26 protein-coding genes are annotated in these 25,083 nt (G+C 70.3%); 19 read left to right on the forward strand and 7 right to left on the reverse strand.

Annotation, left to right across the window (positions count from 1 at the left end; genetic code table 11):
• Positions 1–531 precede the first annotated feature (531 nt).
• Entirely contained in the window at positions 532–1,488 is a 957-nt protein-coding gene (locus tag ISU10_RS10310; RefSeq protein ID WP_194696318.1) for a sulfotransferase domain-containing protein, read from the reverse strand.
• Positions 1,489–1,560: 72 nt separating this feature from the next.
• Here ISU10_RS10310 and ISU10_RS10315 point away from each other — a divergent pair, with 72 nt between their 5' ends.
• Together ISU10_RS10315 and ISU10_RS10320 are read left to right on the forward strand one after the other, a co-directional pair.
• Positions 1,561–3,555 carry an acyl-CoA dehydrogenase family protein gene (locus ISU10_RS10315; RefSeq protein WP_194696319.1) on the forward strand — a complete coding sequence of 665 codons (1,995 nt, stop codon included), beginning with the start codon at positions 1,561–1,563 and terminating at the stop codon, positions 3,553–3,555.
• Positions 3,552–4,211 (forward strand): class I SAM-dependent methyltransferase, encoded by a 660-nt coding sequence (locus ISU10_RS10320; RefSeq protein WP_194696320.1) that lies wholly within the window; start codon positions 3,552–3,554, stop codon positions 4,209–4,211. The genes ISU10_RS10315 and ISU10_RS10320 overlap by 4 nt, the downstream gene beginning before the upstream one ends.
• A 7-nt stretch (positions 4,212–4,218) precedes the next feature.
• Here the strand turns inward: ISU10_RS10320 and ISU10_RS10325 are convergent, their stop codons facing one another.
• Complete coding sequence (locus ISU10_RS10325) at positions 4,219–4,761, reverse strand: inorganic diphosphatase (RefSeq protein WP_194696321.1); 543 nt, start codon at positions 4,759–4,761, stop codon at positions 4,219–4,221.
• 76 nt (positions 4,762–4,837) lie between these two features.
• On the opposite strand from ISU10_RS10325, the gene dacB reads away from it, so the two are divergent.
• From dacB to ISU10_RS10390, 13 genes are all read left to right on the forward strand, one after another.
• Positions 4,838–6,316, forward strand: a complete 1,479-nt coding sequence (dacB, locus tag ISU10_RS10330; protein ID WP_194696322.1) for a D-alanyl-D-alanine carboxypeptidase/D-alanyl-D-alanine endopeptidase — start codon at positions 4,838–4,840, stop codon at positions 6,314–6,316.
• Positions 6,317–6,325: 9 nt separating this feature from the next.
• Complete coding sequence (locus ISU10_RS10335; RefSeq protein WP_228500452.1) at positions 6,326–7,378, forward strand: Rv3626c family coenzyme F420 biosynthesis-associated protein; 1,053 nt, start codon at positions 6,326–6,328, stop codon at positions 7,376–7,378.
• 19 nt (positions 7,379–7,397) lie between these two features.
• The gene (gene tilS, locus ISU10_RS10340) at positions 7,398–8,369 is read left to right on the forward strand and encodes a tRNA lysidine(34) synthetase TilS (RefSeq protein ID WP_194696323.1); all 972 of its coding nucleotides are present in this window, start codon (positions 7,398–7,400) and stop codon (positions 8,367–8,369) included.
• 20 nt (positions 8,370–8,389) lie between these two features.
• Positions 8,390–8,941, forward strand: coding sequence for a hypoxanthine phosphoribosyltransferase (hpt, locus tag ISU10_RS10345; protein ID WP_194696324.1), 552 nt, complete (start codon positions 8,390–8,392; stop codon positions 8,939–8,941).
• 222 nt (positions 8,942–9,163) lie between these two features.
• A complete protein-coding gene (gene ftsH / locus ISU10_RS10350; protein ID WP_194696325.1) occupies positions 9,164–11,221 on the forward strand; it encodes an ATP-dependent zinc metalloprotease FtsH in 2,058 nt (685 codons plus the stop codon).
• 10 nt (positions 11,222–11,231) lie between these two features.
• Complete coding sequence (folE, locus tag ISU10_RS10355) at positions 11,232–11,858, forward strand: GTP cyclohydrolase I FolE (protein WP_194696326.1); 627 nt, start codon at positions 11,232–11,234, stop codon at positions 11,856–11,858.
• The gene (gene folP, locus ISU10_RS10360; protein ID WP_228500454.1) at positions 11,858–12,742 is read left to right on the forward strand and encodes a dihydropteroate synthase; all 885 of its coding nucleotides are present in this window, start codon (positions 11,858–11,860) and stop codon (positions 12,740–12,742) included. The genes folE and folP overlap by 1 nt, the downstream gene beginning before the upstream one ends.
• Entirely contained in the window at positions 12,739–13,104 is a 366-nt protein-coding gene (gene folB / locus ISU10_RS10365) for a dihydroneopterin aldolase (RefSeq protein ID WP_194696327.1), read from the forward strand. The genes folP and folB overlap by 4 nt, the downstream gene beginning before the upstream one ends.
• Before the next feature lie 82 nt (positions 13,105–13,186).
• Positions 13,187–13,762 carry a 2-amino-4-hydroxy-6-hydroxymethyldihydropteridine diphosphokinase gene (gene folK, locus ISU10_RS10370; protein ID WP_194696328.1) on the forward strand — a complete coding sequence of 192 codons (576 nt, stop codon included), beginning with the start codon at positions 13,187–13,189 and terminating at the stop codon, positions 13,760–13,762.
• Between the two features lie 22 nt (positions 13,763–13,784).
• Entirely contained in the window at positions 13,785–14,285 is a 501-nt protein-coding gene (locus ISU10_RS10375; RefSeq protein WP_194696329.1) for a DUF3180 domain-containing protein, read from the forward strand.
• A gap of 45 nt (positions 14,286–14,330) precedes the next feature.
• Positions 14,331–14,894 carry a hypothetical protein gene (locus ISU10_RS10380; protein WP_228500456.1) on the forward strand — a complete coding sequence of 188 codons (564 nt, stop codon included), beginning with the start codon at positions 14,331–14,333 and terminating at the stop codon, positions 14,892–14,894.
• A 70-nt stretch (positions 14,895–14,964) separates the two neighbouring features.
• Positions 14,965–15,708, forward strand: coding sequence for a class I SAM-dependent methyltransferase (locus ISU10_RS10385; protein WP_194696331.1), 744 nt, complete (start codon positions 14,965–14,967; stop codon positions 15,706–15,708).
• A complete protein-coding gene (locus ISU10_RS10390) occupies positions 15,705–16,148 on the forward strand; it encodes a hypothetical protein (protein WP_194696332.1) in 444 nt (147 codons plus the stop codon). The genes ISU10_RS10385 and ISU10_RS10390 overlap by 4 nt, the downstream gene beginning before the upstream one ends.
• An 18-nt stretch (positions 16,149–16,166) precedes the next feature.
• Here the strand turns inward: ISU10_RS10390 and ISU10_RS10395 are convergent, their stop codons facing one another.
• The 5 genes from ISU10_RS10395 to ISU10_RS10415 form a co-directional block, all read right to left on the reverse strand.
• Positions 16,167–17,126: an ABC transporter ATP-binding protein gene (locus ISU10_RS10395; RefSeq protein ID WP_194696333.1), complete on the reverse strand. Its 960-nt coding sequence runs from the start codon at positions 17,124–17,126 to the stop codon at positions 16,167–16,169.
• Positions 17,127–17,170: 44 nt separating this feature from the next.
• Entirely contained in the window at positions 17,171–18,124 is a 954-nt protein-coding gene (locus ISU10_RS10400) for an ABC transporter substrate-binding protein (RefSeq protein ID WP_194696334.1), read from the reverse strand.
• A gap of 169 nt (positions 18,125–18,293) precedes the next feature.
• Positions 18,294–19,040 carry an ABC transporter permease gene (locus ISU10_RS10405; RefSeq protein WP_194696335.1) on the reverse strand — a complete coding sequence of 249 codons (747 nt, stop codon included), beginning with the start codon at positions 19,038–19,040 and terminating at the stop codon, positions 18,294–18,296.
• Positions 19,030–19,725 (reverse strand): ABC transporter permease, encoded by a 696-nt coding sequence (locus tag ISU10_RS10410; protein WP_370865111.1) that lies wholly within the window; start codon positions 19,723–19,725, stop codon positions 19,030–19,032. The genes ISU10_RS10405 and ISU10_RS10410 overlap by 11 nt, the downstream gene beginning before the upstream one ends.
• Before the next feature lie 121 nt (positions 19,726–19,846).
• Positions 19,847–20,959, reverse strand: coding sequence for a glycosyltransferase family 2 protein (locus ISU10_RS10415; RefSeq protein WP_370865113.1), 1,113 nt, complete (start codon positions 20,957–20,959; stop codon positions 19,847–19,849).
• Between the two features lie 41 nt (positions 20,960–21,000).
• Here ISU10_RS10415 and ISU10_RS10420 point away from each other — a divergent pair, with 41 nt between their 5' ends.
• From ISU10_RS10420 to panC, 4 genes are all read left to right on the forward strand, one after another.
• Complete coding sequence (locus ISU10_RS10420) at positions 21,001–22,119, forward strand: sulfotransferase family protein (RefSeq protein ID WP_370865114.1); 1,119 nt, start codon at positions 21,001–21,003, stop codon at positions 22,117–22,119.
• Positions 22,116–23,030 (forward strand): glycosyltransferase, encoded by a 915-nt coding sequence (locus ISU10_RS10425; RefSeq protein ID WP_194696336.1) that lies wholly within the window; start codon positions 22,116–22,118, stop codon positions 23,028–23,030. The genes ISU10_RS10420 and ISU10_RS10425 overlap by 4 nt, the downstream gene beginning before the upstream one ends.
• A gap of 184 nt (positions 23,031–23,214) precedes the next feature.
• Entirely contained in the window at positions 23,215–24,135 is a 921-nt protein-coding gene (locus ISU10_RS10430; protein ID WP_194696337.1) for a Rossmann-like and DUF2520 domain-containing protein, read from the forward strand.
• A 17-nt stretch (positions 24,136–24,152) separates the two neighbouring features.
• Positions 24,153–25,040, forward strand: coding sequence for a pantoate--beta-alanine ligase (panC, locus tag ISU10_RS10435; protein ID WP_370865117.1), 888 nt, complete (start codon positions 24,153–24,155; stop codon positions 25,038–25,040).
• Positions 25,041–25,083: the final 43 nt, after the last annotated feature.

Consider the following 25,083-nt stretch of genomic DNA (forward strand, 5'->3'; position numbering starts at 1 on the left):
GACCCGGTGAGGTGCCTGCGATCGTGGCCATGGTTTCGAGACGCTTGCTGCGCAAGCTCCTCAACCAACGACCACCCACGGTGGTTGAGGAAGGCGCGCTAGCGCCTGTCTCGAGACCCGGTGAGGTGCCTGCGATCGTGGCCATGGTTTCGAGACGCTTGCTGCGCAAGCTCCTCAACCAACGACCACCCACGGTGGTTGAGGAAGGCGCGCCAGCGCCTGTCTCGAAACCCGGTGAGGCGCCTGCGATCGTCGCCATGGTTTCGAGACGCTTGCTGCGCAAGCTCCTCAACCAACGACCACGCACGGTGGTTGAGGAAGGCGCGCCAGCGCCTGTCTCGAGACCCGGTGAGGTGCCTGCGATCGTCGCCATGGTTTCGAGACGCTTGCTGCGCAAGCTCCTCAACCAACGACCACGCACGGTGGTTGAGGAAGGCGCGCAGCGCCTGTCTCGAAACCCGGTGAGGCGCCTGCGATCGTCGCCATGGTTTCGAGACGCTTGCTGCGCAAGCTCCTCAACCAACCAACGTGCTAGCCGGCCTTGACCGCTCTTTGCGGTGAGCTGCCCGACGGTTCGACCCGGGCGGCGAAGCGTTCGGCGAGGTCGGCGGGAGACATGCGGCCGGAGAGGATCCGGGAGGTCGGCCAGGCGTCGATGTCGAGCTCGGACAGCGCCTGGAACTGCGCCAGGTCGTCGGCGTAGAGCTGGACGAGAGCGGCCAGGTCGGCCGCCGTCGGTGCGGTGCCGACGACCTTCGCGGGACCGCTCATCAGCTGGCCGGCCTCCGGCGGGTGCGCGAAGCGGTGGAGGCCGAGGAAGTCGGTGAGCTGGCCCATGGCGGCAGGGAAGTCGGCCAGCATCGACCGGAACTCCAGCCATAGCCACTGCTCGCGCGGGAAGATCGTCAGCCCGCGCTGCAGCTGCTCGCCGTAGTAGCCACGGGCGACCCCCGAACGCTGCTTGAACGTGATGAGGGGTACCTCGGGCAGGTCGGTCGGTGTCGAGGACGGACGGAACTGGGTGATGAACTCCGGCCAGTCCGGCGCCGAGGTCCAGCGTCCACGCAGCATCGTCCAGTGCGAGAACAAGCGCTCCAGCGGATCGCGGAAGACCGCGATCAGGCGCAGGTCCGGGTTGTAGTCGTGCATCCGCTCCAACGCGTGTGGCCAGAACAGGTACGCCGGGGTGGCGTCGCCAGCGATCAGGTGCTGCGGCTTGCGACGGGGCGCGTGGTACTCGCTGTAGTCGGGTCGCGACCAGTCCATGTCCTCACGGGTGAAGAACTGCAGCTCCTTGCGGGGGGCGCGTGCCACCTGGGGATGCCGGTCCAAGGCGCCCGACAGCGTGGAGGTGCCGCTCTTCTGCGCCCCGACGATGGAGAAGGTGTAGGGCAGCCAGTCCTGGACGTCGTCCAGGCCGTGTTGGGTGCGCCGGCCGCCCCGGTCGATCGGCGCGGACTCGCCGGACCCGCTGGACTCGCTCGACATCCATCCCCACCCTTGGTCGACGGCGAATGTACCAAGGGAGGGCTCACGGATCGGCCCGGTAGCGTGAAAACCATGGCCGCGGAGACCTCAGCCCCGGACCCGATCCTGGACCCGGCGCCGGCATCCCCACCACCACCGCCCGAGGTCGACGTACCCGCGCTCACCGCGCTCCTCGACGGCCGCTACGCAGACGTTCGCGATCTGGTGCGCCGCAACCTGGCGACGTACGCATCGGTGCTCGAGGAGGCCGAGACGCTGTCGCTCGACGACTACCGCGACCGGGTGCGCGACCTGGTCGTCGAGATGGCGGCGAGCGGGCAGACAGGGATGGGGTTCCCGGAGGAGTACGGCGGTGGTGGCGACATCGGGGCGTCGGTTGCGGCCTTCGAGACCTTGGCGTACGGCGACCTGTCGGTGTTGGTGAAGGTAGGCGTGCAGTTCGGCTTGTTCGGCGGTGCGATCCTCCAGCTCGGCACGCGTCGCCACCACGACGCCTACCTCCACGACCTGGTGACCGGGAGGCTGATGGGCAGCTTCGCCATGACCGAGACGGGACACGGCAGCAACGTCCAGGCGCTCGGCACGGCCGCGACCTACGACGTCGCGACCGGTGAGTTCGTCATCACCACTCCCGACGACGCCGCGCGCAAGGACTACATCGGCAACGCGGCTCGGCATGCTCAGGTGGCGGTGGTGTTCGCCCAGCTGGTGACGGCGGATGGGTCCCACGGGGTGCATGCCTTCGTGGTGCCGATCCGTGACGAGGGCTTGGCGCCGATGCCCGGCGTACGCATGGAGGACGACGGGCTCAAGCTCGGTCTCAACGGCGTCGACAACGGCCGGCTCTGGTTCGACGGCGTGCGGGTGCCGCGGGAGGCGCTGCTCGACAGGTTCGCGTCGGTGGCCGAGGACGGCACCTATGCCAGCGCGATCGACAACCCCAACCGCCGCTTCTTCACCATGCTCGGCACCCTCGTCCAAGGCCGGGTGTGTGTCGGCGGTGCCGGCATCAACGCCGCCAAGGTGGCCGTGGCGATCGCGGTGAAGTACGCCGTGCGCCGGCGCCAGTTCGAGACGGGTCAGGAAGGTGACGCCGCCGAGGAGCAGCTTCTCCTCGACTACGGGATGCACCAGCGCCGGCTGTTCCCGCTGTTGGCACGCACCTACGCGCTGCACTTCGCCCAGGAGGTCGTCGCCCTCCAGCTGCACGAGGTCTTCTCGGGCGTCGCCGACGACGAGAAGACCCGGCGCGAGCTCGAGTCGCGAGCAGCCGGCACGAAGGCGCTCGGCACCTGGCACGCGACGCGCACGATCCAGGAGTGCCGGGAGGCGTGCGGCGGTGCGGGCTACCTCGCGGTCAACCGGTTCGCGGCGCTCAAGGCAGACACCGATGTCTTCACCACGTTCGAGGGCGACAACCACGTCTTGCTGCAGCTGGTCGCCAAGGGCCTGCTGACCGACTACGCCAGCGACTTCGGCGATCTCGACCAGCTCGGCATGGTCCGGTTCGTCGCCTCGATGGCGGTCGAGACCGTGGTCGAGCGGACCAGCGCGCACAAGCTGCTCGAGCGCATCAAGGACGTGCTCCCCGGTGGCGAACGCTGGGACGACGAGGCAGGGATCCTCGAGACCGACTACCACCTCGCGATGCTGCGGTTCCGCGAGGAGCACATGCTGGCCGGGGTCGCGCGCCGCCTCAAACGCGGTATCGACGGCGGCCGTGCTCCGGGCGAGGTGTTCTCGCGCGTGCAGGATCACGTCATCGCTGCTGCCCGGGCACACGTCGAACGCCTGGTCCTGGAGGCCTTCGTCACGAAGGTCAACTCCATTGACGATTCGGACAACCGTCGCGCGCTCGCACTGCTGTGCGACTTGCACGCACTGTCGGTGATCGAGGCTGACCGGGCCTGGTTCATGGAGCACGGCCGGCTCACCGTCGCCCGCTCGAAGGCCATCAGTCGCGAGGTCAACCGTCTGTGCCGTCGGGTGCGGCCGATCGCGGTCGACCTCGTGGACGCGTTCGCCATCCCGCCCGAGATGCTGCGCTCACCGGCGCTGGTCGGATGAAGGTGCCCATCGGTCCCTGGGCCGACGACCCGCTGTGGGCGACCGTCTACGACTGGACCGTCGAGCACCCGGGCGTGGGTGGCCTCGGGTGGCGACTCGGCCTGGGCAGCGACCTGACCCTGCTGTACGACGCCGCGGCAGAGATCGGCACGCTGCAGGCGGGCTCGGTCGTGCTCGACGTACCTTGCGGTGGCGGGGTTGCCCTGCGCGGGCTGCGTCCCGGGCAGGGTCTGACCTACCTCGCCGTCGACATCGCCCAGGCCATGCTCGACCGGACCCTCGCCGCGGCCAGGCGGCGCGGAGTGGCCGACCAGGTGGTGCCGAGGCTGGCCGACGTGGGTGCGCTGCCGCGGCAGACCGGCTCCGTCGACCTGGTCGTGACCTTCACCGGACTGCACTGCTTCCCCTCACCGCGGCAGGCGGTGACGGAGATGGCGCGGGTACTGCGATCGGGTGGCGCGGTGACCGGCAGCATGCTCGCCACCGACACGGGTCGCCGCTACGAGCCGGTGCGCCGCGTCGGCAGGCGAGCCCAGGTGCTCGGCCCGATGTGCTCGCGCGCCGAAGTGGTCGCGTGGTTCGCCGAGCATGGCGTCCCCGACCTGGAGGTCGCCACGAGCGGGGCGATCGCGTACTTCCGCGGTGTGAAGTCGTGAGCCGGCCTCAGTGCCTGTTCTCGCCCAGCGAGTCGTCGGCGATGTTCTCGACGTCGGAGCCGTGGCCCTCGGTCTTGGCCCGCTCGAAGGACGCCTGGACCTCCTTCTCGGCGTCGTCGCGGCCGACCCAGTTGGCGCCCTCGACGGACTTGCCGGGCTCGAGGTCCTTGTAGACCTGGAAGAAGTGCTCGATCTCGAGGCGGTCGAACTTCGGCAGGTGGTTGATGTCGCGCAGGTGCTCCAGGCGCGGGTCGGAGACGGGCACGCAGAGCACCTTGTCGTCGCCGCCGGCCTCGTCGGTCATCCGGTACATCCCGATCGCCCGCGACTTGATCAGGCAGCCGGGGAACGTCGGCTCACCGATGAGCAGCACCAGGGCGTCGAGAGGGTCGCCGTCGAGGCCGAGAGTGTTCTCGATGTAGCCGTAGTCGGCGGGGTACTGGGTCGAGGTGAACAGCGTCCGGTCCAGCCGGATGCGCCCGGTCTCGTGGTCGACCTCGTACTTGTTGCGGCTTCCCTTGGGGATCTCCACCAGCACGTCGAACTCCATACGGCTTCCTCCACGATGGCCGACCGTCACCGGCCCGATCGGGCCGTCGCGGCCAGTCTCGCGCACAATGGCGGCCATGCGACAGGCGGGCTGGCGGAGTGGACGCCTGTTGACCACCTGGCTGCCCGTCGCGCTGGTGCTCGGCTTGCTGGCGAGCGGGTTCGCGGTCTATCGCTGGGATCTCGACGAGCGCTGGTTCGGGGCCTCGTCATCGAGCACCCCGCCGGATCCCGGCACCGAGCCGGCCGCCGTACCTCCCCCCGCTGGCGTCACCCTTCCGGCGCCGACCGCTCCGGCGGCCGTGGCCTCGCCCGGCGCCGACGTGGGCCGACCAGCGCCCCGCAAGCTGGCCCGCCTGCTGGATCCCCTCCTGGCCGACCCCGACCTCGGCGCCAACGTCGTGGCGGCAGTCGCCGACCTGTCCACGGGCCGGCTCGTCTACAGCAAGGGCGCCAAGGCCCGGCCGGCCTCGACGACCAAGCTCCTGACCGCGCTGGCGGCGCTCCACGTGCTCGGCCCCGACCACCGGTTCGTCACGCGGGTCGTCCTCGACGGCACCGGCAAGCAGCGGCGGCTGGTGCTCGTCGGTGGAGGCGACCCCTACCTCGCCGGCAAGCCCGCTCCCCCCGACGAGCCCGTCTACCCGCACCGCGCCGACCTGAGGACGCTCGCCCGGAAGACGGCCGAAGCCCTGACGGCTTCAGGTGTCTCAGCGACCCGGCTGGCCTACGACGACAGCCTTTTCACCGGTCCCGACGCCAGCCCCCAGTGGGAGCCGTCGTACGTTCCGACCGGGGTGGTCTCCCGGATCCGGGCATTGTGGGCCGACGAGGGTCGTCCCGAGTCCGGGTCAGGTCGGGTCAGCGATCCGTCACTGACCGCGGCGACGTACTTCGCCCGCGAGCTGCGTGCGGCCGGTGTGCTGGTGCGCGGTCCTCTCGCACGCCGGGTGGCGGGCGACGGCGCCGAGCCCGTCGCCGAGGTCGAGAGCGCACCGCTGTCCGAGATCGTCGAGAGGATGCTCACGGTCTCCGACAACGAGGCCGCCGAGGTGCTCGCGCACCAGGTGGGTCTCGCGGCGGTGGGGGAGGGCTCCTTCGCCGGCGGTGTCCGCGGGGTGCGGCAGGCGCTCACGGAGCTCGGGGTGCCGGTCGGGCCCGACGACGTCTGGTACGACGGGAGCGGGCTCTCGCGTGCCGACGTGCTGACGCCGGGGCTGCTGCTGGGCGTGCTGCGCGCCGCCGCCGCGGCCGACCGGCCGGACCTGCGGGCGGTCCTCGCCGGCCTCCCGGTGGCCGGCTTCACCGGCTCGCTCGAGTACCGCTTCGAGTCGACCCCTCCCGACGCCCGTGGCCATGTCCGCGCCAAGACCGGCACCCTGCGCGGCACCCGTAGCCTCGCGGGCATCGCCACCGACCTCGACGGCACGACGGTGGCCTTCGTGCTGATGGCCGACCGGGTGCGCTTCGCGAGGTCCACGGTCGCCCAGGAGGCACTCGACGCGGCAGCAGCGGCCATCGGCGGCTGCCACTGCTCGGTAGGTGCCGGTCGGTAGGTTCGCCCCATGACAGCCGCCTCGATGATCGACTGGGAGCTGGCGATCAGCGTGGGCTCCCGGATCGCCGGACCCGGCCCGCAGGTGTCCGCCGCCGAGGCGGGTCAGGTCGTCGCCGAGCTACGCGAGGGTGCGACCCGTGCCACCCCCCTCGTCGCCGACTTCACGGGTCTGGTCGCCGAGGCGGCCACGGCGCCCCTGCTCGTCGTCGACCGGCCTGGCTGGATCCGGGCCAACGCCGAGAGCTTCGACGTGCTGCTCTCCCCCTTCGTCGACAAGGTCACCGACAAGAAGGGCGCGCCCACGGGGATCAGCCGGGCGGTCGGCTCGAGAGTCACCGGAGCCGAGGTCGGCACCGTGCTCGGCTTCCTGGGCGGCAAGGTGCTCGGCCAGTTCGACCCCTTCCACGGAGCTCGAGGCCGCCTCCTGCTCGTCGCTCCCAACATCGTGCACGTGGAGCGCGAGCTCGGCGCCGACCCCACCGACTTCAGGCTCTGGGTCTGCCTCCACGAGGAGACCCACCGGGTCCAGTTCACCGCCGTGCCGTGGATGCGCGACCACCTGGCCCAGCAGATCGAGAGGCTCTCCGACACCGTCGAGCCGACCAAGCTGTTCGACGACGGGTTCAAGCGGATCGCCGAGTCGCTCAAGGGGGGCCAAGGGTCTGGTCAGTCCGGCCAGCGCGGGAGCTTCCTGGAGCTGCTCAGCACACCCGAGCAACGCGGGATCATGGACCACCTCACGGGCGTCATGTCGCTGCTGGAGGGTCACGCCGACGTCGTGATGGATGGCGTCGGACCCACGGTCATCCCGTCGGTCAAGGAGATCCGCAAGAAGTTCACGCGCCGCCGCCAAGGTCTCGGCGTCCTCGACAAGCTGCTGCGCCGGGCTCTCGGGCTCGACGCGAAGATGGCCCAGTACCGCGACGGCGCGAAGTTCGTGCGCGGCGTCGTCGACAAGGTCGGCATGGCCGACTTCAACGCCGTCTGGCAAGAGCCTGCCCACCTGCCCACCAAGGCCGAGATCGCCGATCCGGCAGCGTGGGTGTCGCGGGTGCTGTGAGCCCAGGTGTGAGTCGAGCATGAGCGGGCCCGACCCCGCCGTGGCGGCGACGCGGGTCGCCGTACGCCGGGTGCTCGCGGCTGCCGGGCCGGGCTCGGCGCCCGTGCTCGTCGCCTGCTCCGGGGGTGCGGACTCCCTGGCCCTGCTGACAGCAACCCTCTTCGAGGCACGCGATGCGCCCTGGCGCGTCGTCGGAGTGACCGTCGACCACGGCCTGCACGACACCTCGGCCGAGGTGGCCACCCAGGTCGTCGGCCAGATGGCGGCTCTCGGCGCCGACGAGACGGCCTCGATCCGCGTCAGCGTCGAGGGCGCGGGCCAGGGTCTCGAGGCAGCGGCGCGCCAGGCCAGGTACGCCGTCTTGGAGGAGCTCGCCGAGCGCTACGCGGCCGGCGTCGTACTGCTCGGTCACACCCGCGACGACCAGGCCGAGACCGTACTTCTCGGGCTGGCGCGGGGCAGCGGAGCGCGGTCGTTGGCCGGGATGCGGCGGGAGTTCGGCGTCTTCCGGCGGCCTCTCCTCGACCTGACCCGGGCCCAGACCGAGCAGGCGTGCCGGGCGCAGGGCATCGAGTGGTGGGACGACCCGGCCAACGACGACCCGCGCTTCACCCGCTCGCGGGTCCGGCACACCGTGCTGCCGCTGCTGGAGTCCGAGCTCGGCCCGGGCGTGGCGGCGACCCTGGCTCGCACTGCCGACCTGTTGCGCGCCGACGTCGAGCTGCTCGACGAGCTGGCCCGGTCGTCGTACTCCGCTCTCGACGGCCGGCTGGCCGTCGAGGCGCTGACTGCGCTGGCGCCTGCGCTGCGCACCCGGGTGCTGCGGCTGGCTGCCGTGTCGGCGGGGGCCCGTGACGCCGAGCTGTTCCTCGAGCACGTGCGCGCCCTCGACGCCTTGCTGACCGACTGGCACGGCCAGGGTCCGGTCGACCTGCCCGGCCACGTGCGTGGCCTCCGCCGAGACGGGGTGCTGGTGTTCGAGCGGGCCTGAGCCCGGCTAGGGTCGCGCACATGGACGCCAGTCACGTCGATCAGGACCTCGTCAACGTGCTGTTCACCGAGAAGCAGATCCAGGACCGGTTGGCCGAGCTCGCGCGCGAGGTCGAGCGCGACTACGCCGACCAGGACCTGCTGATCGTCGGCATCCTGCGCGGCGCGGTGATGGTGATGGCCGACCTCGCCCGGTCGCTCGAGCGTCATGTCGAGATGGACTGGATGGCGATCTCGTCCTACGGCTCCGGCACCAAGTCCAGTGGTGTCGTGCGGATCCTCAAGGACCTCGACACCGACATCACCGGCCGTCACGTCCTGATCGTGGACGAGATCATCGACACGGGCCTCACGCTCTCGTGGCTGACCTCCAACCTCTCCTCGCGCGAGCCCGCCAGCGTCGAGATCCTCACCCTGCTGCGCAAGCCCGAGGCTCTGCAGATGCCCGTCGAGGTCAAGTACGTCGGCTGGGACATCCCCAACGAGTTCGTCGTCGGCTACGGCCTCGACTACCGCGAGCGCTACCGCAACCTGCGCGACATCGGGACCTTGGCGCCCCACGTCTACTCGTAGTCGCGTCTACTCGTCGTCGGCGCACCTCGGCTGGTACGCACCGCGCCTCCCGGCGAACCCGGAACCCGTCTCCGGTGAGCGGGAACGTTCGGTTACCTCGTGGGCGTTGAGCCTGAGACAATGGCCCCCGAAGACAGATCGTCGGTGAGGGCGGGTTCGCCGTAGGCCTGTACCGTCGTCCCCTCATACAAGTGCCGCTGCAGGCAATCTGGAAAGAGTCTCGTGAAGCGTTTGCTCAAGGGTCCCTGGCTGTGGATCGTGGTCGCCGTCGTGGGCGTGCTCGTAGCACTGCAGTACCTCACACCCAGTGATGGTCACGACGAGGTCACCACCTCCCAGATGGAGGCCTTCATCACCTCGGGGCAGGTCAAGGAGATCACCTTCGTCGACGGTGACCAGCTCATCAAGGCCACCCTCGACGACAACGTCAAGCGTGATGGCGGCCGCGAGGTGCAGGCGCACTACATCCTCGGGCAGCAGGAGGGCATCCTCGAGGAGGTCAAGACGGCGATCGCCGACAAGACCATCGAGAAGTCCAACTCCGAGAACCCCCAGCCCAGCCTGCTCGGCTCGATCCTGGCGACGCTCCTGCCGTTCGCGCTGATCGTCTTCTTGTTCATCTTCTTGATGAACCAGGTCCAAGGCGGCGGCGGCCGGGGCATCATGCAGTTCGCCCGCTCCAAAGCCAAGCTGATCACCAAGGACATGCCCAAGACGACCTTCAGTGACGTCGCGGGCTGCGAAGAGGCCATCGAGGAGCTCGGCGAGATCAAGGAGTTCCTCCAGGAGCCCGCCAAGTTCCAGGCCGTCGGCGCCAAGATCCCCAAGGGCGTGCTGCTCTACGGCCCGCCCGGCACCGGCAAGACGCTGCTGGCTCGTGCGGTGGCCGGCGAGGCGGGCGTCCCGTTCTACTCGATCTCCGGCTCCGACTTCGTCGAGATGTTCGTCGGTGTCGGTGCCAGCCGCGTGCGCGACCTGTTCGAGCAGGCCAAGGAGAACGCCCCCGCCATTGTCTTCATCGACGAGATCGACGCGGTCGGTCGCCACCGCGGCGCGGGCATGGGCGGCGGCCACGACGAGCGCGAGCAGACCCTCAACCAGCTGCTGGTCGAGATGGACGGCTTCGACGTGCGCGGCGGCGTCATCCTGATCGCGGCCACCAACCGGCCCGACGTGCTCGACCCCGCCCTGCTCCGCCCGGGCCGCTTCGACCGCCAGATCGCGGTCGACGCCCCCGACCTCAACGGCCGTCACCAGATCCTCCAGGTGCACTCCCGCGGCAAGCCGATGGCTCCCGACATCGACCTGCTCTCGGTCGCCCGCCGCACTCCGGGCTTCACCGGCGCCGACCTGGCCAACGTCCTCAACGAGGCCGCCCTGCTGACCGCGCGCGCCAACCTCAAGCTGATCAACAACGAGTCGCTCGACGAGGCCATCGACCGCGTGATCGCCGGACCTCAGCGACGCACCCGCCTGATGAGCGAGCAGGAAGTCCTCATCACCGCCTACCACGAGGGTGGCCACGCGCTCGTGGCCGCAGCGCTGCCCGGCACCGACCCGGTGCACAAGGTGACGATCCTGCCGCGCGGACGCGCCCTCGGATACACGATGGTGCTGCCCGACCAGGACAAGTACTCCACGACGCGCTCGGAGATCCTCGACAAGCTGGCCTACATGATGGGTGGCCGCGCGGCCGAGGAGATGGTCTTCCACGACCCGACCACCGGGGCCAGCAACGACATCGAGAAGGCCACCGCTCTGGCCCGCGCGATGGTGACCCAGTACGGCATGACCGAGCGCCTCGGTGCGATCCAGCTCGGCAAGGACAACAGCGAGCCCTTCCTCGGTCGCGACATGGGCCACAGCCGCAACTACTCCGAGGAGGTCGCCGCCGTGGTCGACGAGGAGACCAAGAAGCTGCTGGCCAACGCCCACCAGGAGGCCTTCGACATCCTCGTGGACAACCGAGACGTCCTCGATGCGCTCGTGCTCGCGCTGCTCGACCGCGAGACCCTCGACAAGGAGGAGGTCGCCGAGATCTTCGTGCCGCTGCGGCGTCGCTCGGCCCGGCCCGCGTGGACCGGCTCGCCGGACCGGATCCCCTCGACGATCCCGCCGATCGAGATCCCGCAGGAGATCCGCGACCGCGCCAAGATCAACGGCACCAACCAGCAGGACCGCTCCGCCCCTGTGCTGACTCCGCCTGGTTCGGGCGGCGACGTGCACGGCGACCCGGGCGTGCAACCGCCCAGCAACAGCGGGACCCAACTCCCCACATGAGCCGGTCCTCATGAACAGCCCCGAGGTCGACCGCGTCAGCTGCCCCGACCGGTCGCCTGCAGACGTGCCAGCGTTCGACCACGCCCGCGCCGAGGCCGCCGTACGCGAACTGCTGATCGCCATCGGCGAGGACCCCACGCGCGAGGGTCTGCACGACACCCCCGCTCGCGTCGCCCGCGCCTACGCCGAGCTCACCGCCGGCCTGCGGATGGTGCCCGAGGACGTGCTCACCACGACCTTCGACATCGGGCACGACGAGATGGTGCTGGTTCGCGACATCGAGCTCTGGTCGATGTGCGAGCACCACCTGGTGCCGTTCACGGGCGTGGCCCACGTCGGCTACATCCCGGCGGAGTCCGGCAAGATCACCGGGCTGTCCAAGCTCGCCCGGCTCGTCGACGTCTACGCGAAGCGACCCCAGGTCCAGGAGCGGCTGGTCACGCAGATCGCCGACGCCCTGATGCGGATCCTCGAGGCGCGGGGCGTGATCGTGGTGATCGAGGCCGAGCACCTCTGCATGACGATGCGCGGGGTCCGCAAGGCCGGCGCCCGCACCATCACCTCCGCGGTGCGCGGGCAGATGCACAACGCCGCCACCCGCTCGGAAGCGATGGCCCTGATCCACAGCAGACGCTGATGCACCCGGCGGCCCTGGCCCGCGCGGACCGCCCGGTCCTGATGGGAGTCGTCAACGTCACTCCCGACTCCTTCTCCGATGGTGGTCGCTGGGCCACACCCGAGGCAGCCATCGCCCACGGCCGTGAGCTGCTCGTCGCCGGGGCTGACATCCTCGACGTGGGTGGTGAGTCCACCCGCCCGGGCGCCACCCGGCCATTGGTCGAAGACGAGCTGGCCCGCGTGGTGCCGGTCATCGAGGCGCTGGCCGCCGAAGGTGCCACCGTGTCGGTCGACACGATGCGCAGCGAGGTCGCGCTCGCCGCGGTCCGCGCAGGCGCCGTCATCGTCAACGACGTCTCCGGCGGGCTCGCCGATCCCGAGATGGCTGCCGCAGTCGCCAGCACCGATGCGGCCTACGTCGCGATGCACTGGCGCGCCCACAGCGACACGATGCAGCAGCACGCGTCGTACGACGGACCCGGAGGCGTGGTGGCCGCCGTGCGCGACGAGCTGGCCGAGCGGGTCGATGCGATCCTCGCGGCCGGCGTGCCGCGCGACCGGATCGTCGTGGACCCCGGCCTGGGGTTCGCCAAGACGGCCGACCACAACTGGGCGCTGCTGCGCGGGCTGGCACCGATTGCCGAACTCGGCTTCCCGGTGCTGGTGGGCGCGTCGCGCAAGTCGTTCCTCGGCAGCCTGCTGGCCGGACCCGACGGTGTCGCCCGTGGGGTCGAGGAGCGCGAGCACGCCAGCTCCGCCCTGCACGTGCTGCTGGCGCAGCACGGAGTGTGGGGGTTGCGCACCCACGACGTGCGCGCCGCCCACGACGCGCTCCGCGCCCTGGCGCGCTGGAACCAGACGCCTGTCACACCGGTCACTCCCACTGCCACGGGAGTCTCATGAGCGATCAGCTGAGTGTCACCGGGATCGAGTGCTACGGCTACCACGGGGTCTTCGAGCACGAGCGGCGCGAGGGTCAAGTGTTCGTGGTGGATCTCACCCTCGGCCTCGACACCGCGCCTGCGGCGGCCAGTGACGACTTGCGCCACACCGTCGACTACGGGAGTCTCGTGGCGGCAGTGAAGGCTGCCGTGGAGGCCGACCCGGTCGACCTCATCGAGACCCTGGCCCAGCGAATCGCGGACGTCTGCCTCAGGGAGCGTCGTGTTGAATGGGCCCGGGTCACGGTGCACAAGCCGGACGCCCCGATCGAGGCGCCCTTCGGCGATGTGACGCTCACAATCACCCGCAGCCGCCCGACCTAGAGCCCCACTGAGAGCCCCACTGAGAGCCCGGACCGAGGGTCCGAGCAACCGCCAGACCAAGCCCCCGGAAGGCGAGGCCCCCATGACGGAGACGCCCAACCCCCACATCGTCGACTCCGACACGCTCACGGGCGAGATGCGGCCGATCCGCCGGGCGGTGCTGTCCCTGGGCGCCAACCTCGGTGAGCGCCTGCCCAGCCTGCAGGGCGCGGTGAACGCGCTTGCTGACACCCCGGACGTCTGGGTCACGGGGATCTCCCCGGTCTACGAGACCGAGCCGGTCGGCTGCCCGCCCGGGTCCGACAACTTCTTCAACGCCGTCGTCCTGCTCGACACGACGCTGGCGGCCAGCCGGCTGCTCGACCGTGCCCACGCCATCGAGGATGCCTTCGGGCGCGAGCGTGGTGACGGGGTCGAGACCAACGCACCGCGCACCCTCGACGTCGACGTCATCGTGGTCGGCGACCGCCGCGCCGACGACGACAACCTCAAGCTGCCTCACCCCCGGGCCCACGAGCGCGCGTTCGTGCTGCAGCCCTGGTACGACATCGAGCCCGACGCCGTGCTGCCCGACCACGGCCCCATCGTCGAGCTGCTCGAAGCCACCGACCGCAGCGGGCTGAAGCTGCGCGAGGACGCCTCGCTCCAGATCCAGTGACCGGCCCGACGACGCACCAAGGATGATCGACCCGCCCCCCGAGCCGCCCGAGGACCAGCGCAGTCCTGAGGGGACCTTGCGACCCACCTCTCCTCAGGCGCTCACCGTCTGGGGTCTGGTCGGGCTGGTGGGGGGCTGGCTGTTCCACGCCTACTCCGTCCGTCAGATGACCGCGGCGCCCCTGGTCACCTGGGCCCAGCCACTCGCCTTGTTCCTGGTCGCCGCCATCCTCGTGGTGACCGCCCGGGCGACCTGGCGGACGGTCCACCAGCGAGGCGAGCGGCTCCAACCTCACCAGGCCGTCAACCGTCTGGTGCTCGCGCGGGCCTGTGCCTACGTCGGTGTCCTGGCCGTCGGCGCCTACCTGGGCTACGCGCTCAGCTGGCTCGGCGACTCCGCAGAGCTGGCCGAGCAGCGCGCCGTACGATCGCTGATCGCTGCGCTTGGTGGGGCTTGTGTGACTGTTGGGGCGCTTGTGCTCGAGCGAGCGTGTCGCGTCCGGAATGACCAGGACGGCCCCTAGCCTGACCACATGTCTTCCCCAAAGGCTCGTCGGCGTCAGCGTTCCATGAGACTCACCGTGGCTGTCGTCCTGGTCATCGTTGCGGCGGCCGCCGTCCTCGGCGCCGTCCTCGCGGGTTCGTGGGCGCTGCTCACGGCTACCGCCTTCCTCGGTGTCGCGCTCGGCGCGATCGCCGTCCGCATCACCCACTCCGAGCTGTTGCAGGCCCGTCGCGACGGCAACCGCGACCGGGCCGAGCAGGCGCAGGCCTACCGAGTGCTCGCCTCCGAGCGGGCCGAGGAGCATGCCGGCTTCGTCGCGGGCATCGAGCACAAGCTCACCGCTCACCAGACCACCATCGAGGAGCTCGAGGTCGCCTTGACCTCTGCTCAGCGGCGCGCCGCCGACGCTTCGCGCAAACGCTCCGCCGAGGCCAAGCGTGCCGACCTGGCCGAGGCCGGTGCCGAGCTCACCTCGCGCCGTCTCGACGAGGCCGAGACCCGCGCCGCCGAGGCGATCTTGCGCGTCGCCGAGCTCGAGGCAGAGCTGGACGTCGCCAAGGCCGAGCTCGACGCGGTGCGTGCCGAGCTGGCCCCCTGGGAGAGTCAACCCGTCGCCAAGCGCGCCTGAACGCTCGACCCCATTCTCACGAGCCGATCACGATTGGCACCCGCTCACTCCGGCGTGATGGGGTGAGCGGGTGAGAAGGCACGCATTCCTGCGCGGACTGCACGACGTGCTGCAACCACGCACGTACTTCGAGATCGGCGTGCGCGACGGCATGAGCCTGACCCACTCCCGCGTGCCCAGTGTCGCGGTCGACCCTGCCTTCGCGATCACCCGTGAGATCGAGTGCGACGTCCACCTGGTGCGCACGACCAGCGACGAGTTCTTCGCTCGGGCGCACCCGTTCGCCCACTTCGCCGAACCCGTCGTCGACCTGGCCTTCATCGACGGCATGCACCTGGCCGAGTACGCCCTGCGCGACCTCATCAACACCGAGCACTGGTGCCGCCCGGGCAGTGTCGTGCTGCTCGACGACATGCTGCCGCGCACCGTGGAAGAGGCCGGACGTGCCCGCACCGGTGCCGCCGAGCTCGGCGCTTGGGCGGGCGACGTCTACAAGATCACCGCAGCCCTGCGCCGGCTGCGCCCCGACCTGCTGGTCGTCGAGGTCGACACCGAGCCGACCGGCACGGTCCTGGTGCTGCTGTCGGACCCTGCCGACCGCACGCTGTTGCGGGCCTACGACGCCTTGGCCCGCGCGTTCGTGACCTCCGACCCCCAGGAGGTGCCGTCGGAGGTCATCGAGCGCCGGCACGCTCTGGACCCGGAGGTGGTGCTCGCGTCGTCGGCGTGGGCGCGCGTGAGAAGGCTGCGAGACGCCGGCCGCGACAGTCGCGACGCCGTGGTCGAGGCCTATCGGGCAGGTGGTCTGCTGTGACGGCTCTGGAGGTCGGATTCCTCGACAGCGTGGCGTGGCGAGTCGACGCCCAGCTGCACCTGGCGCTGCACCTGCCGGAGGTCGCTCCGGTCGCTGCCGACACCCCGGTCGAGGTCAGGTTCCGTGACGCCGATCGGCGAGCGCGCGTGCCGGGGCGGATCGCGCCGGCCGCGAGCGGCTCGATGATCGAGGCGGAGGTGCTCGCTCGGCGCCTTGCCGGTGGGCTGTGGCGGATCGACGTGCGCATCGGCGACGCCGATGAGTTCACCCGGGTGGAGGCTCGCTTGCTGGTCACCCGTGGCCAGCCGGTCGCGCTGCTGCCCGGGCGCGCGCCGCGCACGCGCCTGCCCGAGCCCGAGCCGCGACGGTCGCCGTCGAGGTCGGCGTCGGTGCGTTCGATGGCCGGGCGAGTGCTGCGCAAGGTGCGCTCGTCTCGCTGAGGCGCGGGCGGGCCGGGGTCAGCGCAGGGACTCGCGCAACTGTCGGTGGATGCCCGCGGGAGTGAGCACTCCCACGAACTGGCTACCGTCCTTGACGCCGACCACCGGCTTGTCGTCGCGCAACATCGCTGCCAAGGCCTCCTCGAGCGTGGCGTCGACGTCGATAGCACTGCCGAGATCGCCGGTGGTCACCCCCTCGAGCGGCTCCAGGTGGTCGCGGTCGATCGGGGTCACGGTCAGGCGGCGCAGCCCGCGCGTCGCGCCCACGAAGTCCTCGACGAACTCGTCGGCGGGGTGGGCCAGCAGCTCTGCCGGCGTGCCGAACTGGGCCAGTCGGCCCCCGGTGGCGAACACCGCCACCCGGTCGCCCATCTTGACGGCCTCGTCGATGTCGTGGGTGACGAGCACGACCGTCTTGCCGAGGTCGCGCTGGAGGCGCAGGAACTCCTCCTGGAGGCGGATCCGGACCACCGGGTCCACTGCCCCGAAGGGCTCGTCCATCAGCAGCACCGGCGGATCGGCGGCCAGGGCTCGTGCCACACCCACCCGCTGTTGCTGGCCTCCCGACAGCTCGTGGGGGTAGCGCTCGCCGTAGGTCGCCGGGTCGAGCCCGACGAGGTCCATCAGCTCGCTCGCGCGCTGCTTGGCCGTGGCGGTGGACTCGCCGTAGAGCAAGGGCACGGTCATCACATTGCGCAGGATCTTCTGGTGGGGGAACAGCCCGATCTGCTGGATGACGTAGCCGATGCCGCGACGCAGGTGCACGGGGTCGACCGTGGTCACGTCGCTTCCGTCGATGAAGATGTGACCCGTCGTGGGCTCGATGAGCCGGTTGATCATCTTGAGCGTCGTGGACTTGCCGCAGCCCGAGGGCCCGACCAGCACCACGAGCTCACCCGCAGCGACGTCGAGGTCGAGCTCGTGGACGGCCACGGTGCCGTCCTCGTAGGTCTTGCCGACGCCGGCGAGGCGAATCATCGGGTGATCATCCGCCCCGCCGCTCACCGGTCGCTCGGTCGATGTCAGAGCAGGCCCTTGTCGGAGAGGAACTTCGCGGCCACGTCTTCGGGCTTTTGCCGCTCGACGTCGACGGCGAGGTTCATCGCGGCGAGGTCATCGGTGGTCAGCGCTGCCGACAGCGCGTTGAAGACGTCTTCGAGGTCGGGGTTGGCCGCCAGGAAGTCGGCGTTGACCGCCGGCGTGAGGTTCTGGGCGGGCTGGATGCCCTTGTCGTCCTCGAGCAGCACCAGGCCCATGCCGGAGAGGCTGCCGTCGGTGGTGCCGGTCTCACCCATGTCGACCTCGCCCTTGGTGACGGCGTCCTTGACCTGGGCGCTGCCGAAGTCGAGCGGCACGATCTCGGAGATCGTGAACCCGTAGGTCTCGGTCAGACCGCCCTCGCAGTCGGCACGGCCCTCGCAGTCGGGCGGAGCGCCCAGCTTGATCGGCTTGCCGAGGCCGGCGAAGTCGGACAGCGTCGTCAGCGAGTTGGCCTCGGCGAACTCCTTGGTCACGAAGAACGCGTTCTGGTCGGTGGCGTCGGAGGGCGGCAGGATCGAGATGCCCTTCTCCTCGGCCAGCGGCTTGAGCGCCTCGAGGGTCGCGTCGGCGTCGTTGCTCGACACCAGGGGCGCGTCGGCGCCGTTCTTCTCGGTGTTGAGGTAGTCGGTGATGCCGGCCAGGTAGTCGGGGACGATGTCGACCCCGCCGTTGCTCAGCTCGGGCAGGTAGACGTCGCGGGTGGTCACCAGCTTGGTCTCGACGGAGTAGCCCTCGTTCTCGAGGATCTTGGCGTAGATCGCGGCCAGCACCTGGCTCTCGGTGAAGTCCTGACCGCCGACGACCACGCTGCCCTTGTCGGCGTTGCCGGTGTCACCGCCGTTGTCGCTGCCCGAGCTCTCGAGGGAGTCCCCGCCGCACGCGGCAGTCGCGAGCAGGAGGAGTGATGCTGCAGCGAGGCCAAGGGCGCGAGACATGCGCCCAGGCAGAAGCCGCCCGGAAGAGTTATGCACGGTGGTGCACCACCTTCTGTGTCCCGTGGAGACCAGCTCCACGCGTGTCCGATGGGCACCGCTCGGTACCCGTCTGAAGACCCTAGACCGTGCCACCGACAACACGTAGTGACGCTTTGATGACGAAACTCATTCAGACGACTGCATCAGGTAACAATTCGTCTGGTCGAACGGTGGTCGGCCCGTTGCCGCGTGCGGACCTCGCCCTGCGCATCGGGTCGGCGTAGCGCTCGGCGAGGACCATCAGCCCTTCGAGCACCAGTGCCCCGATCGCGACGAGCAAGGCGCCTGCGACCACGACCGAAGTGCTCTGGTTGGCGAAACCGCGGGTGATGATGCGGCCCAGGCCGGGGCCGGCGACCAGGGCAGCGATGGTCGCGGTGGCCCAGACCTGCACGAGCGCCAGGCGCACGCCGGTCATGATCACGGGCATCGCGAGGGGGAGCTCGACCGAGGAGAACACCTTGCCCTCGCTCATCCCCATGCCGCGGGAAGCTTCGACGATGTCGCGGTCGACCTCGGTGATGCCGACGTGGGCGTTGGTGATCAGGGGCGGCAGGGCGAACAGCACCAGCGAGATCAGGGTCGCCAGGCCGGCGCGGCCGTAGGGCCCGAACGTCTCGGAGCCGACCGGTCCGAGGGAGAGCACCAGGAGCACCGCGAACACCGGCACCGCGCGGCCCACGTTGGAGACGTTGATGGCCAAGAACCCGTAGCGGTGCCGGTGGCCGGCCCACAGCGCCAGCGGGAGCCCGAGAAGCATGGCGGCGGCGAGCGCCGTGATCGTCAGCAGCAACTGCTGGATCGCGAACGTGCCGATGCCGGCCGGCCCGGACCAGTTGTCAGCGTCGAAGAGGTAGGCGAGTGCGTCACCGAGCATGGCGGGTCCAGGGGGTCAGGAGTCGTTGGGCGACGACGAGCACGAGGTCGAGTGCGACAGCCAGCAGGATGCACAGCACGCTCGCAGCGAAGATCTGCGCCTTGAACTGGTTGCCCACCGCTTGCAGCAGGAGGTTGCCGAGCCCGCCGTAGGACACGATCGCGCCGATCGTGGCCAGAGCGACCGTGGAGACGGTGGCCACGCGCAGCCCCGCCATGATCACCGGCAGGGCGAGCGGCAGCTCCACTCGGGTGAGCAGCCGGGTGTTGGAGTAGCCCACACCGCGCGCCGACTCGACGACGTCTGCCGGGACGGCACGAAGACCTGCCAGCACGTTGCGCACGAGGATCGTCAGGGAGTAGAGCGCCAGGCCGATGATCACCGTCGTCGGGGAGAGGCCCGTGAACGGCAGGAGCAGGGAGAACAACGCCAGCGACGGGATCGTGTAGATGATCGTGGTGCTGCCCACCACGATCGACTCGATGGTCGGGTTGCGACGGGCGATCAACGCCAGCGGCACCGCGATCGCCAGCCCGACGAGCACCGACACCACGGTGATCCAGAGGTGCTCGATGGTCGCGTCGGTGAGCTCGGGCCGGTAGTCGGACCAGTACTGCCCGCAGATCCAGGAGTTGTCGACGTAGCACTGGGCCACCGAGGGAGCCGCGTCGGCCGAGAGCGTCACCAGCCAGACGTTAGCCGAAACCGTTGGTTGAGGAGGTTGCGCGGCAACCGTCTCGAAACCTGCGGCCGATCAGACTCACCGGGTTTCGAGACGGGCGCTAGCGCGCCCTCCTCAACCAGCGTCAGGAGAGCTCGTGGTCACGCAGCGTCAGGGCCGCCGGGTCGACGGTGGCCGTGTCGAGGACCTCGGGAGGTACGGCGAGCCGGTCGCCCGCACGAGGAGCAGCGCCGCCCAGGGAGGCGAGCCAGCGCACCACCGATGCGGCGTCTTCACGGCGGTCCTGTTCGACCAGCCAGCCGACGAGGCGATGGACGGGAAGCAGCCCGCTGTGCACGAGGGAGTGCTCGCCCCAGAGGTCACCGATTCCCTGTCGCAGCAGCAGCCACCACTCGTCGGACGCGTCGGGGATCTCGACGAAGTAGCGGTGCAGGTCCCCGGCCATCACGCGGTCGACGAAGTACGCCGAGGTGCCCGGGTCGTCGTACTCCTGCACGGCGTCCAGTGCCATCCGCTTGGTCAGTAGTCGGTCCGAGAGGTCGGCGAGAGACGCGCGCTGCTGGGTGATCGACGTGCCGTCGCGGCGGATCCGCCAGTGGTAGACCACCTCTGAGATCACGTCGAAGGTGCCGGCGAGGTAGGCGCGCGTGGTGGTCGGCTGGTCCTCGTACCTCACGCCCTCGGGCCACTCGAGGCCCTGCTGTCGCCAGAACGACAGTCTGTACAGCTTGTTCCAGGCGAACACGTCGCCGAGAACCTCCGGGTGCTCGCGGGCCTCGATGCGCGTACGACGCTCGCGGTGCAGCCGGCGCATCCACGGGGGCTCGTCGAGCCGGCCGTCCTCCCAGCGCACGATCGACCCCGTCACGAAGTCGGAGCCGGACGCGACGAGCGAGGAGGCCAGTGTGGACAGGGCTTCTGACGGAAGTACGTCGTCGGAGTCGAGGAACGCCAGGTAGTCGCCGGTCACCAGCTCGGTGCCGACGTTGCGCGCCGCACCCAGGCCGCCATTGGTCACGTGCAGCACCCGGACGCGGTCGTCGCGCGCAGCGTAGGCGTCGGCGATCTCGCCCGAGCGGTCCGGCGATCCGTCGTCGACCACGACCACCTCGAGGTCCACGCCCTGCTGGGCGAGCACGCTGTCGAGGGACTCGGCGAGGTAGTCCTCCACGCCGTACGCCGGCACTACGACCGAGACCCTCGGCAGCTCGCGCGGTCGTCGGCGCAGGAACGTCACGAAGCGAGGCTATCGAGCGTCAACGGCTAGGCTTCCGTGCCGTGACGAGCCCCAGCACCGACACGCCCCAGGACACTCGGGGTGGCAGTGCGCCGGGCGATCTCGACCCGGCCGACTACCCCCGCAAGGTGCTGTTCGTCGCCGGTGCCGGACGCAGCGGCACCAGCACCCTGGCCGGGCTGATGCAGCTGCTGGGGCTGCACGTCCCCCAGCCCGAGGTGGCCGCCGACGAGACCAACCCCAAGGGGTTCGGCGAGCCGGCCTGGGTCGTTGAGCACCACGACCGGTTGCTCAAGGAGGCCGGGGTCCAGGTCAGCGACGCCCGTCCCGAGGCGTGGTTCGAGGCCGGTCGCATCGCGACGCGCGAGCCCGAGCGGATCCTCACGGCGGAGTGGCTTGCCGGACACTTCTGCGAGGGCAACGAGCTGGTCGTCAAGGACCCGCGCCTGTCCTGGTTCCTCGGACTCTGGCGGGTCGCGGCCATTCGTGACGGCGCCGTCCCGGTGTTCGCCACGATGCTGCGTCCACCTGCCGAGGTCGTCGGCAGCAAGCAGAAGTACTACGCCAACCGGCTGGGCTCAGCACACCTCGCGGCCAGCTGGCTCAACATGCTCCTGCACACCGAGCGCGCCACCCGCGGGTCCGTGGCCGACGGTGGTCGCGTCTTCGTGCGCTACGGCGACCTGCTCGACGACTGGGTCAAGACCGTGTCCCACGTCGGTGAGCACCTCCAGCTGCAGAACGTCCTGCACGCCAAGAGTGAGCAGATCCGCGACGGCCACCGCTTCGTCGACCCCGGACTCCGCCGCGTGACGCAGAGCCTGGCCGACCTCCAGCTGCCGCCCAAGCTGCACGACCTGACCGAGCAGACCTGGGCCGAGCTCAACAAGCTCGCCGACCCCGGTGGCGACACCGGCGAGGTGCACGCGACCCTCGACCAGCTGCGGGAGGCCTACGTCGACCTCTACGCCGAGGCGGAGGCGATCTCGCGGTCCTCGGTGGTCGCGGCGGAGCAACGGCTCAAGAGAGGCCGAGTCGCCGACGCTCCTGCTGGTGTCGGGCAACGGGGCATCGCCGACCGCATCCCGCACGGCTTGCGCGCCGCGATCCCGCCCGGCGTACGCCGGGGCATGCGCAAGGTGCTCGGACGCACGCGGTGAGCTTCCCCGCCTCCGGCGACGGACTGCGCAACCTCGAGGGCCACGGCGACTTCGACATCGTCTGGCCGTGGGCCCGCCCCGGGCGGCTCCGTCCCGGCACGACGGCCGTGCTCCGGGTCAAGAACGAGGCGCCCTCCCTGCCCTGGGTGCTGCCGCCGTTGCTGCGGGCCTGTGACGAGGTGCTGCTGGTCGACAACGGCTCGACCGACAGCACCCCGGAGGTCGCGGCCTCGACCGTCGCCGCGACAGGGCTGGCCCACAAGTTCCGCCAGACGACGTACCCCTTCGATGTCGCGCGCGCCGGGGCCGAGCACCTTGCCCAGCACGAGCTCTCGGTGCACTCGCTGGCCTACTTCTACAACTGGTGCTTCGCGCAGGTCCGCACCCGCTACTCCTACAAGTGGGACGGCGACATGGTGCTGACCACCGAGGGCGAGGTGTCGATCGCCGACTTCGGCTGGCAGGTCGGCGACGTGCCCTCGATCCTGCGGGTGCCGCGGCACGGCCTCTACCTCGCCGACGACCGTCACGGCTATCTCGACCTCGGGCTGCGCAACGCCGAGGAGTGGGGCTACCCGATCGGTCCGGAGTTCGTGTTCACCAAGGCCTTCGAATGGGAGATCCGTACGACGCCGGTCGGCGTCCGCTCGATCGGCCTGCCCCATGGGCTGTGCGTGGAGCTGAAGTACCTCGACGGCGACGAGTTCGCCCACTGGACCGACCCGGAGTCGTTCGCGACGTCCTACCGCAACAAGCGCAAGCGCCGCGAGTGGGAGGTGTTCAACTCCCTCAAGCAGGGAGTCGTCCCGACCGGCGTCCATGACATCGTCGCGCCGGATGGTAGGCACATCGTCGACTACGTGACCAAGCAGTGGCTGCCGCGGGTGCCGCGGCCCCTCGCGGTCGGCTGAGTCCCCACTCCTCATCGTGCGGGCGTGGCCTTCGTCACGCCCGGTTCCGGTATGCGCGCGGAAGGCCTCGCCGTACCCTCGGTGTTGCAAGCAACCAAGAGCGATCGTCTGGTACCTGACCGGCCTCCCCACAACCGAGGGGAGCGTGGGCGGCGGGACCGAAACGAGAGGTTCGAGGAAACCCATGACCCCCATGCGTGTGGGTGTGATCGGTGCCGGCCGTGTCGGCGCCGTCCTGGCCGCCGGTCTTCGCCGCGCGGGCCACGAGATCGTCGCCGTCGCAGGTGAGTCCGACGCCTCGCGTCGGCGCGCCGCCGACCTGCTGCCCGGCGTACCCGTGCTCAAGCCCACTGCCGTCGCGCGTGCGGCCGACGCCGTGCTGCTGACCGTTCCCGACGACATGCTCGACAACGTCGCGACGATGCTGAGCGCCGCCGGAGCGATCCGCAAGGGCCAGGTGGTCATCCACACCAGCGGCCGTCACGGCCTCGCGGTGCTGACACCTGCCATCGCCGTCGGGGCGCGAGCGATCGCGATGCACCCAGCGATGACCTTCACCGGCACCGAGCTCGACCTGCCCCGCCTGCGCGGTTGTGTCTTCGGCGTGACCACAGGCCCGGCCGAGCGCGAGCTGGCCGAGAGTCTCGTCGGCGACCTGGGCGGCCTGCCGATGTTCGTGCCCGAGAGCAGGCGCACGCTCTACCACGCGGGTCTGGCCCACGGCGCCAACCACCTGGTCACGCTCGTCTCACAGGCGATGGAGCTGCTCGGCGCGGCCGGCGCCGACGACCCTGCGGCGACGTTGCGGCCGCTCCTCAACGCGGCCCTCGACAACGCGCTGGCCCACGGCGACGCGGCCTTGACCGGTCCGATCGTGCGAGGAGATGCCGGCACGGTGCGCGGCCACCTGGGCGAGATCGCGGCCAACGCCCCTCACACGCTGCCGTCCTACGTGGCGATGGCACGCGCCACCCTCGACCGGGTCGTCACCGACGGGCGGGTGCTGCCGATCCGGGCCAACCGGATTCGCCAGGTGCTCGACGAGGCGCTCGCGGCTGTTGACGTCATGGTCGAGCCCGGCCAGTCGATCGACGACCGGATCTGAGCCCCCCTGTGCCCCTGGTGCTCGCGAGCACCCGCGCCGACCTGTCCGCGCTGCTCGCTCCTCGCCGCGCCCGCGACGAGCGGGTCGGCCTGGTCTGCACGATGGGAGCGATGCACGAGGGCCACGCGAGCCTGATGCGCCGTACTCGGGCCGAGATCGGCGCGGATGCCCCACTCGTGGTGTCGCTGTTCGTGAACCCGCTCCAGTTCGGTCCGGCTGAGGACCTCGATCGCTACCCGCGGACGTTCGAGACCGACCGCGAGCTCTGCGCGAGCGAAGGCGTCGACGTGTTGTTCGCACCCTCGGTCGAGGAGGTCTACCCCGGTGGCACTCCTCAGGTCACCGTCGATCCCGGGCCGCTCGGCTCGGTGCTGGAGGGCAAGACCCGCCCCGGGCACTACGCCGGCGTGCTCACCGTCGTCGCCAAGCTGTTCGGCCTCGTGCGCCCTGACGTGACGGTGTTCGGCGAGAAGGACTACCAGCAGCTCACGCTCGTGCGCCGGATGAGCGAGGACCTGTGCCTCGGCGTCGAGGTGCTCGGTGGCGAGACCGTGCGCGAGCCGGACGGACTGGCCCTCTCGAGTCGCAACCGCTACCTCGACGAGGAGCAGCGCGTCACGGCGACGGCCTTGAGCCGCGCCCTGCGCGCGGCCCAGGCAGCGTCGTCCGACGGGTACGCCGCAGCCCTCGCCGCCGCTCACGAGGAGCTCGGTCGCTCACCCGGTGTCGACCTCGACTACCTCGTGATCCGCGCCCCCGACCTGTCCGAGCTCGCGCCCGACGAGTCCGCCGTACCTCCCCGCACCCACGCCGGCACCCACGCCCGCGCCCTCGTCGCCGCCAAGGTCGGCACCACCCGCCTCATCGACAACCTGCCTCTCGTCCTCGGCGCCCAGGCGGGGTAGTCCCGTGCAGTTGACGGGTCAAAAGGCCGTTTGTACCCGTCAA

The sequence above is a fragment of the Nocardioides agariphilus genome, assembly GCF_015352445.1.
Classification (GTDB): Bacteria; Actinomycetota; Actinomycetes; order Propionibacteriales; family Nocardioidaceae; genus Nocardioides; species Nocardioides agariphilus.